The 9,866-nt window shown below is 64.0% G+C and carries 12 protein-coding genes; 6 read left to right on the forward strand and 6 right to left on the reverse strand.

The window, feature by feature from the left end; translation table 11 throughout:
• The 3 genes from WBQ44_RS09350 to WBQ44_RS09360 all read left to right on the forward strand — a co-directional run.
• Positions 1 to 1,927 (forward strand): helix-turn-helix transcriptional regulator (locus tag WBQ44_RS09350; RefSeq protein ID WP_495566426.1); only part of this gene is annotated, 1,927 nt, incomplete at its 5' end.
• A gap of 85 nt (positions 1,928 to 2,012) precedes the next feature.
• Complete coding sequence (locus WBQ44_RS09355; protein ID WP_495566427.1) at positions 2,013 to 2,240, forward strand: DUF8691 family protein; 228 nt, start codon at positions 2,013 to 2,015, stop codon at positions 2,238 to 2,240.
• A 91-nt stretch (positions 2,241 to 2,331) separates the two neighbouring features.
• Positions 2,332 to 2,994: a GAP family protein gene (locus tag WBQ44_RS09360; protein ID WP_495566428.1), complete on the forward strand. Its 663-nt coding sequence runs from the start codon at positions 2,332 to 2,334 to the stop codon at positions 2,992 to 2,994.
• Between the two features lie 58 nt (positions 2,995 to 3,052).
• Here WBQ44_RS09360 and WBQ44_RS09365 read toward each other — a convergent pair whose 3' ends face one another.
• A complete protein-coding gene (locus WBQ44_RS09365) occupies positions 3,053 to 3,736 on the reverse strand; it encodes a hypothetical protein (RefSeq protein ID WP_495566429.1) in 684 nt (227 codons plus the stop codon).
• A 279-nt stretch (positions 3,737 to 4,015) separates the two neighbouring features.
• The gene (locus tag WBQ44_RS09370) at positions 4,016 to 4,189 is read right to left on the reverse strand and encodes a hypothetical protein (RefSeq protein ID WP_495566430.1); all 174 of its coding nucleotides are present in this window, start codon (positions 4,187 to 4,189) and stop codon (positions 4,016 to 4,018) included.
• Between the two features lie 106 nt (positions 4,190 to 4,295).
• Here WBQ44_RS09370 and WBQ44_RS09375 point away from each other — a divergent pair, with 106 nt between their 5' ends.
• Complete coding sequence (locus tag WBQ44_RS09375) at positions 4,296 to 5,270, forward strand: bile acid:sodium symporter family protein (protein ID WP_495566431.1); 975 nt, start codon at positions 4,296 to 4,298, stop codon at positions 5,268 to 5,270.
• Here the strand turns inward: WBQ44_RS09375 and WBQ44_RS09380 are convergent.
• The 4 genes from WBQ44_RS09380 to WBQ44_RS09395 all read right to left on the reverse strand — a co-directional run bounded on the left by WBQ44_RS09380 (position 5,198) and on the right by WBQ44_RS09395 (position 7,872).
• Positions 5,198 to 6,142, reverse strand: coding sequence for a helix-turn-helix domain-containing protein (locus WBQ44_RS09380; RefSeq protein WP_495566432.1), 945 nt, complete (start codon positions 6,140 to 6,142; stop codon positions 5,198 to 5,200). The genes WBQ44_RS09375 and WBQ44_RS09380 overlap by 73 nt on opposite strands.
• 7 nt (positions 6,143 to 6,149) lie before the next feature.
• Positions 6,150 to 6,620, reverse strand: a complete 471-nt coding sequence (locus WBQ44_RS09385; RefSeq protein WP_495566433.1) for an ATP-binding protein — start codon at positions 6,618 to 6,620, stop codon at positions 6,150 to 6,152.
• A 56-nt stretch (positions 6,621 to 6,676) separates the two neighbouring features.
• Positions 6,677 to 7,048, reverse strand: coding sequence for an STAS domain-containing protein (locus WBQ44_RS09390; RefSeq protein ID WP_495566434.1), 372 nt, complete (start codon positions 7,046 to 7,048; stop codon positions 6,677 to 6,679).
• 458 nt (positions 7,049 to 7,506) lie between these two features.
• Positions 7,507 to 7,872, reverse strand: coding sequence for a helix-turn-helix domain-containing protein (locus WBQ44_RS09395; RefSeq protein WP_495566435.1), 366 nt, complete (start codon positions 7,870 to 7,872; stop codon positions 7,507 to 7,509).
• A 283-nt stretch (positions 7,873 to 8,155) separates the two neighbouring features.
• Here WBQ44_RS09395 and WBQ44_RS09400 point away from each other — a divergent pair, with 283 nt between their 5' ends.
• Both WBQ44_RS09400 and WBQ44_RS09405 read left to right on the forward strand, forming a co-directional pair.
• A complete protein-coding gene (locus tag WBQ44_RS09400; RefSeq protein ID WP_495566436.1) occupies positions 8,156 to 8,956 on the forward strand; it encodes an ANTAR domain-containing protein in 801 nt (266 codons plus the stop codon).
• A 46-nt stretch (positions 8,957 to 9,002) separates the two neighbouring features.
• Positions 9,003 to 9,713, forward strand: coding sequence for a GAF and ANTAR domain-containing protein (locus tag WBQ44_RS09405; RefSeq protein WP_495566437.1), 711 nt, complete (start codon positions 9,003 to 9,005; stop codon positions 9,711 to 9,713).
• The last annotated feature ends 153 nt before the right edge of the window (positions 9,714 to 9,866 follow it).

A 9,866-nucleotide genomic window follows, 5' to 3' on the forward strand; every position in this document is an offset into this window, starting at 1 on the left:
TCTCACCGCACTGCGTAGCGACGATCCGATGGGAACCCTGTCCCGCGTCGGTGGAACCGACCGAGCCGTCGCCGACTACCTCATGGACGAATTCATCGCATCACTTCCCGAGACCACTACGGCCATCCTCGTCGCGACTGCCATTCCGGATGCGGTCAGCGCATCTCTGGCAGTACATCTCACCGGACGACGGCAGGCGCACGTCGTATTGGAAGCACTCGCGCACGACAACTTCCTGCTGACCCGGACCATTGTCGACGGGGAAGCCGTGTACAGCTACCACCCGATGATGCGTGCGTATCTGCGCGCAGAGTCCGAACGGCTGGGCGACCGGACAGCGCACGGCGTACATCGTCGCTTGGCTCTGTGGTTCTTACAACAACGACAACCGTTCGAGGCTCTCGTCAGTGCAATCGACAGCAGGGATGTCGCGACGATCGACGCCGTCATCGAGTCCGCTTGCGTCGAGCTGATCTTGGGCGAAGATCGCTTCACCGAAACATTCGATTTGCTCGATCGCGCACCACTCGTCGTCCGAGCGCGTACGACCACACGTCTGGTGGTGGCCGCTCTGCAACTGGTCGATGGTCACCGCGCACCCGCCGCAGCCACCCTCGCTGCGATCGACGAAGCGGGTACGACGGTATCTGCGATCGATCGTGCCTTGTCCGCCATTTTGCGCACGCAGCTCACACTGCGATCGGGCCACGCGAACAGCGACACGATGACAACCGCACTGCGCCAGCTGGAGGCCCTCCCCGTCGACCAGGGGGCCCCAGGCCGCTACGAGTTCAGTGCCACAGTGGCGCTGCAGGAAACCGTTATCGAGTTGACCCGTGGTCGACTCGGGCATGCGAACGACTACCTGATGCAGGCGCGCGATCACACCTGGGCAGCGCGGTCACCCATGCTCGAATTGCAATGCGCGGCAGCAGCCACCATCCTCCGTGCTTTCACCGGGGAGCTCGGGTCGGTGATCGAGGAGGCAAGGACGGCGCTCGAAATCGCCGATGAGCACGCCGTCCCGAACTCGGAAGCCGTGTACCTGGCGCAGACATTGGCAACGCACGCGCGCTCCCTGCGTCGAGAACACGCATCCCCGGAACACGGCGACGCGCTGCCATGGGAGTCGCTCGTCGACTCGGTGGTACCACCGCTCGCCGAGATCGCGAGGATAGTACTCGGACTGACGCAGGCCACCGGCACCAGTCACGAGATCGCCGACCTGATCCGCCCTCGTTGTACCCCCGACCGTGACCCGCTCGCCCCGCACATGCGCGCCATGTTCTCGCCCGAGATCCAACACAGGTTCCTCGCCTCCGGGAACACCTCGGATGCGGTCGCCTACGCCGGCCACGTGCGCCACAAGTTAGGTGACTGCGCAGAAAGCGTCCTCACCGCAGCGATGGTGCAGCGCTACGGGAGACAGCGCGCGAAGGCACGCGCCACGTTGGCACCGATCTTGCACGGCAACGTCGCGCCGGTGCACTCGCTGACCCTGTTGTGGGCGTGGCTCGAGGAAACCGCGTCCGCGGCCGACGACACCGCGGCCTCCTATTCCGCGCTGTGTGCAGCGTTGAAACTCGCCGCCCCAGAGGGGCTGTTGTTGCCGTTCGTGTACGTGCACGATGAAGTTCGGGCGACTCTCGACCGGAATCGTGGACGGTTCGGCAACCTCAACACGTTCGCAGAGGTCGTACGGGACGCGGTCAGGCCCAGCGATTCGCTCTCGACCGTTCGCCTCAGCCCCCGTGAGATGGATCTGCTGCGCGAGCTCCCCACCTTCCGCACAACCGATGCGATCGCCGCGGATCAGTTCGTCTCGGTCAATACCGTCAAGACCCACCTGCGCGGCATTTACCGCAAACTAGGCGTCAGCAGCAGACGGGACGCGATCGCTGCCGCTCAACAACTCGGGCTGCTGTAGAGCGGTGCGGCTCACTCGCAGCGGATGAAGCGTGATGCGTGGCTATGCGCGACAGTCTCGCTACACGCTGTGTGGGAGGAATCCGATGGATGCATTCAAGCGCTCCTCGCCGGTGCGCTACGAGTTCCTCATCAAAGGGGAGCTGACCGACCGGGCGTTGGCCGCGTTCCCCGAGTTCACCGTCTCGCCCGCGCAGCATGCGTTCACCGCGCTGTACGGGCCCGTATCAGACGACACGCATCTTCGCGGCGTACTCGCCCGCTTCGACACCCTGGGTTTGACCGTCGTCGAGATGCGCTGCCTACCGGACTGAAAGGAGCGTCGGTTGGCGCTCACCCTGCACGAATGAAGGCCTGCGACCGGTCCGTCCCTACCCTGACCGTATTCAACTGAGAGGCAGCGCCATGGGAGCAGTACTCGGTGACCTACTACCACTCGCCGTCGGCGTTGCCATTTCTCCTGTACCCATCATCGCCGTGATCCTGATGCTTCTCGGCAAACGCGCAGCGAGCAGCAGTCTCGGATTCGCCGCAGGTTGGATCGTTGGAATCATTTTGGTGACAGTGATATTCGTACTCCTCGGCGGCGCAGCGAACGGCTCGGACGACGGGCCGTCGACCACCTCCTCGTGGATCAAGGTCGCCCTCGGCGTACTGCTCCTCCTCGTCGGCGTCCGGCAGTGGCGAAGCAGAGGGCAGGAGCACGCGACCCCCAAGTGGATGACGGCCATCGACGACATGACGGCCGGCAAGGCCGTCGCGGTCGGCTTAGCACTCGCCGCTGTGAACCCCAAGAACCTACTCATGTGCGCCGGCGCAGGCATCACCATCGGCAGTGGCGGCTTCGACGCCGATCAGAACATCGTCGTCGTCGCGGTGTTTACGGTACTGGCCTCCTCGACCGTCGCGGCACCCGTCGTCGCGTATCAATTCGCCTCGGATAGGTTGGCCGCGCCCCTCGCGGATCTGAAGGGATGGTTGCAAGCCAATAATGTCGCTGTGATGAGCGTGCTACTCCTGGTCATAGGCGTCGTGCTGATCGGCAAAGGCATGGGCGGGCTGTTCTGACCCAGCTGCAGGAGTCGATCTGGTCAGGCAAGCGCCACAACCACTGACACGACCAAGGTCATGCCACAGGCACCCGCTGACGGAGCGCCATCGACCGCGAAGCAGCGAACGTCAGTGAGATCGCAAGTGTAACAACAGTAATCACGACGGATACGCAATAGGCGCTCGTAGTGAATTCGTAAAACCATGCGGCGCCCACCCCGGCACCGGTTGCCACAAGTGTGCCGACCGGCAGTAGCAGCGCGGTGCACCGCATTGTGCGCCCGACGAAGTCATCAGCGGATGCACGCAGTACGAGCCAGATCGCAAACAGAGCAGCACCATAGGCGAGCACAGCGCTCACTCCGTACAGAATCAACAACAACGATGGCGGGAATGCCACACTCTCACCGCTGTTGAGCCCCACCAGCGCCGAGCCGACATAGATCAGCGCGGGCAGCAGTCCGAGTACAACCCCAACCAGGCCGGCGGCCGTCACCCTCCCGAGTCGGCTGCGTGACACAGCAGTGATGCGTATCCCGAACCCGTACAGAGCTATTCCGATCAGCGCACCGGCCACCGCGCCCGTCGCGGCCACCGCACGCACGTGAGCCCACGGCAATCCAACGTACGTGGACGTAAGTGTCAACCCTCCGCCGAAGATCTTTTCGGTATCCATCATCAGCGTCAGGTCGCCTGCCCCGCCCGCCAAGACAGCGACGGCAATACCGGCCACCGCGAACAACATCACCTGTCTGACCATCAAGTCCTCTTCCATGCTTCACGGCGGGTAACAGCGGGCTGTAACGCACACCTTTCCAGAACCGACCAAGTGGCATGAAACTCCTAGGGCTGGTTCGACTCTCTGCAGTCCTTGCCACATGCACTGCTGCAGCGATCCTCGCCCGGCGCCCACCGCGCCGGGCGAGCATTCGCTGATGGCTTACCAGACTTCTGCCGGTGGGCCGATCGCCACGGTCACCGTCAATCCCGCGACTCCCCTGGGCCCGATCTGCCTGATAGCTCCGTAACTCATCACGCGCTACAACTCGGGCGGGTCGTACTCCCCGTACACACCACGACGCTCGCCGCGCAGGAATGCTTGATGCTCGGCGTCGGCGCGCGACCGTAGATCGGCGCGACACTGTTCTTCCAAGCTCCATCGCCACCCGCCGTCTCCCCGGCGCGATCCGTCGTCGATGGTGCTTTCGCCCATGGGTCGTCGGTACCGCGGCGGGCGTCGAAGCACATCGGCATGAAGCCGAATCTCGTCCCGTAGTGTGGCTCACCGCGTAGAAACAGTGCCGGTTCCAGGAGGCCACATGACACAACTGCAAACCGTCAGCGCGTTCACCGGCAAATGGTTCGCCGTGATCGTCGTCGTGGCGGGTGCGATCGCCCTGCTTTTCCCCGATACCTTCAGCGGCGGAACTCCGGCTGTTCCCTGGCTGTTGGCCGTCATCATGCTCGGCATGGGCATGACCATGAAACTCGCGGATTTCACGGTCGTCGCGAAGCGGCCGTGGGCGCTGATGCTCGGGGTGACGGCCCAGTACGTCGTGATGCCGCTGTTGGGCCTGGGCATCGCCACCGCGCTCGGCTTGTCCGCGGCGTTGACGGCCGGCATGGTCCTGGTGGGTTCGACCCCGGGCGGCACGGCGTCGAACGTGATGGTCTACCTCGCCAAGGGCGATACGGCGCTGTCCGTGGCGATGACCTCGGTGTCGACCCTCCTCGCACCGGTCCTCACTCCGCTACTCGTGCTTTGGCTCGCCGGCGAGTACTTGCCGGTCGACGCGCGAGGTCTGTTCGTCTCGATCATGCAGATCGTGTTGGTCCCGGTGGTACTGGGAGTGGTTCTTCGCCTTCTGTTCCCCGCGACAGTGAACCGATTGCTCGACGTCCTGCCGCTGATCTCGGTCGCCGGCATCACCGCGGTGGTCGTCATCGTCGTCGCCGCCAGTGCCGACACGTTGCTGTCGACGGGGTTGCTGATCGTGGTCGCCGTAATCCTCCACAATTCGCTGGGGTTGGCCGCGGGCTACGGAATCGGCAAGGTGTGCGGCATCGACGCCGCGGGGCGTCGAGCCGTCAGCATCGAGGTCGGTATGCAGAACTCCGGCCTCGCCGCCAGCCTCGCGACCGTCCACTTCTCCCCGGCGGCGGCATTGCCGGCAGCGATCTTCTCGGTGTGGCACAACGTGTCCGGATCGTTGCTCGCCGGTTACTGGTCGCGGCGACCCGTCGCCGAAGAACCGACGCTCGTGGGTCGGGCCGGCTCCACCTCGGGCGACTGAACCGTCCGCAACTGCCGGACGTACCGACCAGGCGTCATACCCGCGACCCCACTGAAGTCACGGATGAGGTGCGCCTGGTCGACGTAACCCAGTGCCGCGGCGATATCCGACGCGTCGGCTCCTGGCATCGACAGTCGTCGGACCACTTCCTGCAACCGGATTCGGCGCGCCACCGCTTTTCGGCCCATACCCAGCGTCGCGCGCAGGGCGCGGTGAATCGACCGCTCACTTCGCCCGATCTGTTCCGCGAGCGACGCACCCGGCCGTTGTGCCACTTCCCCCGCTAGCGCGTCGACCACAGCGTTCGCCAAGATCTGCGACTCTGTCGGTGGACGGACGCGTAACAAGCCCCCGATGATCCTGTCAGCCCGGCTGACTCGGTCTGCCGTGGATTCTCCCGCGGCGATTTCCGCCATCACCCCCATCAAGCGCGCATCGAGGTCAGGAGTGACAGGTTGCTCGCGATCGAGGTCCGTCGCGACGAGGTCCGACACCGTCGCCAGTCCGGCGGGTCGGAGTCGTAGCGCGAACACCGTGCCCGTTCCCGTGATCGTCCTCGACCACGCGCGTCGCTGAGCGCCCGTGAGCATCAGTGGCGCTGGAACGCAACCGGACTCGAAACTCAACGTTACCGCCGGAAACTCCAAGATCTGCTGCACGACGCTCTGGCCCGGCGGCAGATCCCACTCGACGCTCCAGTAGGCGTCGACGGCGTCGCGAACCTCGGGCGCAGGGGTGAACCATCGGGCGTCGAAGCGGCGAAGGTTCGTGGGCTCGAGTACGCCGGATCGCTCGTTCACCTCGATCGGACGGCCCTGACCGGTCTCGATCTGCGGAGTCATGGACTGCTGCGCCCGAAGATCGTCCGTCAACGAAGCCTCAACGGGTGGAGCGACCGGCGATGTCGGTCATCAGCGCGCTGGACGTTTCGACGCCCCAGCTCATCGTCACCCTCGTCCCGGAGTCGGTGTGTTCGACATTCGACGCATGACTCAACGCAGAGATGAGTGTCAGACCGTTGCCCCGGAGGGGGTCGACGGTGGGCGTCTGCCAGTGCCCGACGTCGACCACCTCGATGTTCAGCGTCCGTTCTACGTCGGAGTAAACGGCCCGCACCGTCATCGTTCCGGCGGCGCCATTGCGATAGGCGTGCTCGACGGTGTTGGCCATCGCTTCGTACACCGCGAGTGCGATGTCGACGATGCGAGCGCGGTCGAACGCGGTGATTTCCAACCATGAGGCAAGTGCCCGGCGGAGAGCACCTGCACGCCGGGCCTCGGCCGGCACGTCGGACATGATGAGCTCGACCGGACCGGCACTGACGACGTTGGGTGCTGGTAATCGATTCATGTTCTCGCCATACCCCGCATTCACCGGATGGACACGTTGTTGCGGAGGCTGGTTGATCAAGGCCGCACGGCGGCCAACGCAGCATCCCTGTCGGTATACATCGAGAACGTCTCGTTCAGCCCCATCAGCGTCAGCGGCCTTGCCGTCGTAGGGCCTGCAGCCACGACGGCGAAATCCGAGAACTCGGATACCCGGCGGTGCGTCTCGACCAGAACGGTCATCCCGATCGATGCCAGGAACGGCACGTCGGTGAGGTCGACGATGACTGCGGACGGGCTGGCCTCCGCCAGGACGACATCGATGGCCTCGGTCAGATACGGCGTGCTCACCATATCGAGCTCGCCTTTGACCGACAGCACCACGACGCCATCGATCCTTTCCACTGAGATCTCCAACGTCCCGCCGGTAGGAAGGTCGTGAGTCGTCATAAAAGGTGTCGTCCAACTTTCGTTCCCGTCGGACTCCGAAGCTCCGGATCCGTACGTACGTTCGCGTCGCAAGAACACTAGTCGATTTTGTCCGAAACCACCGCTGTTGGCCCTCGAGAAAATCTATCGTCGCGGCACTAGACATTCTTCGGGGACTTGATTACATTGGCTGTCGTACACAGAGAAGATCGACAGCGCGGAAGAGGAAGAACTATCCGCGAGCAGGACGGCGGCAGCAGGAGAAAACGAGCCGTCGAGCAGTTGTAATTGGAAATTGGAAGAAGGGAGGAGTTGCGCATCGTCAGTTCGCCCGCATTGGCAAGCTCCAAGGGCGAACACCGCAGTGTCATCAGGCAAGTGGAAATAGATGGTAAGTAATTCCCCCAGGGCCCCGGTGCTTCGCGCACCGGGGCCCTCGTCTTGCTCGAAGTCCGGCGAACGACACGGGAGTCGGTCGACTACGCCCCTTCGCTCGGCCCCTTGCCGACGTGACCGATAGATGCACGTAAAACGGAGTTCACGTTGTGAGCCTCTGCCAGCTGGTCTTCGAGAGCGACGATTCTGCACGCGGCGTCCAGCGCGGTGCCGTGGTCGAGGAGTTCGCGGACTCGCGATGCAATCCTCAGCTGGTGCCTCGAGTACCGACGATGTCCACCTTCGGATCGGTGGGGAGCGATCAGATTCGCCTCGTCGAGCGTTCGCAGAAAGCCCGGCGTCGCACCGATCATCTGTGCGGCTGTGCCGATGTTGTAGGCGGGATAGTGCTCGTCGTCGAACTTTTCACCTGCGGTCTGCCCGCCGGCGTTGCTATTGCTCGAGTCCACTTCGTCCTTCGGGTCCAAGACTTCGACCCGAGCGCAGCGTGGCCGGCCGAGTCACCATCGCGGTAGATTCTACCGGCGGGTACGCAACAGTGTCTATCGCGGCTGGGTGAGATTCCCTTCAAGCCGCGGGCTTACGACGGACGCGGAGACTCCGATCACCTACCGAGCCGAGGATCGGGTACTTTTGACGCACTGGTCGAGAACGTGCCGGGTGCACCTCCTTGTTTGCCCCATCGTCGGCCGATCGGCTCGTGGGGATTCGACCCGACAGCGAGCCACAAACATGAACACCACTTCCGTCCCGTCTACGAGCGGACCCGAGGACCAGCAGGTATCGACGTCCGCATTGTCGGACCAGATCACCGACTACACCAACGCCTTCGATCAACTCAAAGACATGTTGCTGGCCGGACGCGCCCTCCCGGACGTGCTGCAGGCGATATGCCTGGAGGCGAGAAACGCGGTGCCGGGCGCCGACATGGTCGGCATCACGGTGCTGAAGGTCGGCAAAGCCCATCCCGAGACCGCTGCATCCACGGACTCACGCGTCAACGACATCGACGCCGACCAGTACCGCGCCGACGAGGGCCCGTGCCTCGAGGCAGCCAGGACTCGCCAAATGGTGCGCGTGCGAGTCGACGATGTCGTCGATCGCTGGCCATCTTTCGCGGCCAACGTCGCCGGCATCGGCGCGGCGAGCTACCTTTCCGCACCACTGATGCTCGACGGCGAGCACCTGGGCGCGCTCAACTTCTACAGCTCTGACACCCACGGTTTCGGTGACATCGACGAAGCCCTCGTCGGATTGTTCGTTACCGCTATCGAGACTGCGGTATGGCTTTCACGCCGCGCACAATCCGCCGAACAGGAGTTCGACGGGCTGACCGTCGCCATGAAGAGCCGCGCAGGCATCGAACAGGCCAAGGGGATCATCATGGCCATCCGGGGCGTCAACGCCGACCAGGCATTCGCAATCCTGTCGGAGCAGTCGCAGCAGCGCAACGTCAAGCTCAGCGACCTGGCCGCGTCACTCGTCGCATCGATGCCCTCGACAAGCGGTCACTCGCCTCCACCGACCGTGTGAACCGACACCGCGCCGATTCTTCCGACTCCACGAGACAGGACGCACAGTGCCCAACCGCAGGGACGACATCCCCGAAGACGAGCCCTACCTGGCAGCAACGACCGCCTTGACGCGCACCGTGGTCGGCGCCGCCCGGGTCGACGGCGCGGCAGTCTCCATCATTACCGACAAGGCCGGAGCCCGAGATCTGTTGTACTCCACGGACTCTGTCGCGACGCGCATCGACGAATTGCAGTTCACGATCGGTGAGGGCCCTTGTCTGGATGCCTTCCGAGCCAACGAACCAAGGACCGTGCTCGACCTCGCCGATACCGCTGCCACCGCGAAATGGCCCACGTTCGCATCGGAGGTTGTCGAGGAGTTGAACGTACATACCCTGCTTGCCTGCCCGATCACCGTGCACGGTGCTGCACTCGGCGTGCTCGAGCTCTACCGCACAGAGCCTGCGCCGTTCAGCACTTCCCAGTTCGACGCCGCCCGGGCCATCGCCACCGCACTCGGACCTGTATTGCTCACCGACCTCGAGACGAACGCGGGAAATGATCGTGCGGCGGGCTATCCCGAACCAGAGGGGCGCTACCACTTCGCCCGGGGCGACGTACACGCCGCGATCGGAATGCTCGCCGTCCGCCTCGACGTGCCCGTCGACGACGCAGCGGCCATCCTCCGCGCGCATGCGTACACGCAAGCGAGGTCCATCGCGTCGATCGCCAACGATATCGTACACAGGCGAACCGATTTCGAGGTCTACGACTGAAACGACGGGCCTCGGTGAGGCCTAGCCGCTACGGAACTCGTTGAATTCGTCCGGCTGGAAGACGCCGAGCTCGGTGAAGCCATTGCGGACCTTCAGAACGCCGGTGCGCTCGTCTCGCTCGGCACTGACTTCGTCACCATCGAACTCCCGGGT

This window comes from Rhodococcus sp. (in: high G+C Gram-positive bacteria) (assembly GCF_049591685.1).
Classification (GTDB): Bacteria; Actinomycetota; Actinomycetes; order Mycobacteriales; family Mycobacteriaceae; genus Rhodococcoides.

Bases quoted from the DNA above. Each gene is read 5' to 3' on its own strand.
- WBQ44_RS09355 (WP_495566427.1), top strand. From the start codon at position 2,013: ATGGATGCATTCAAGCGCTCCTCGCCGGTGCGCTACGAGTTCCTCATC.
- WBQ44_RS09360 (WP_495566428.1), top strand. From the start codon at position 2,332: ATGGGAGCAGTACTCGGTGACCTACTACCACTCGCCGTCGGCGTTGCC.
- WBQ44_RS09365 (WP_495566429.1), bottom strand. From the start codon at position 3,736: ATGGTCAGACAGGTGATGTTGTTCGCGGTGGCCGGTATTGCCGTCGCT.
- WBQ44_RS09370 (WP_495566430.1), bottom strand. From the start codon at position 4,189: ATGGGCGAAAGCACCATCGACGACGGATCGCGCCGGGGAGACGGCGGG.
- WBQ44_RS09375 (WP_495566431.1), top strand. From the start codon at position 4,296: ATGACACAACTGCAAACCGTCAGCGCGTTCACCGGCAAATGGTTCGCC.
- WBQ44_RS09385 (WP_495566433.1), bottom strand. From the start codon at position 6,620: ATGAATCGATTACCAGCACCCAACGTCGTCAGTGCCGGTCCGGTCGAG.
- WBQ44_RS09390 (WP_495566434.1), bottom strand. From the start codon at position 7,048: ATGACGACTCACGACCTTCCTACCGGCGGGACGTTGGAGATCTCAGTG.
- WBQ44_RS09400 (WP_495566436.1), top strand. From the start codon at position 8,156: ATGAACACCACTTCCGTCCCGTCTACGAGCGGACCCGAGGACCAGCAG.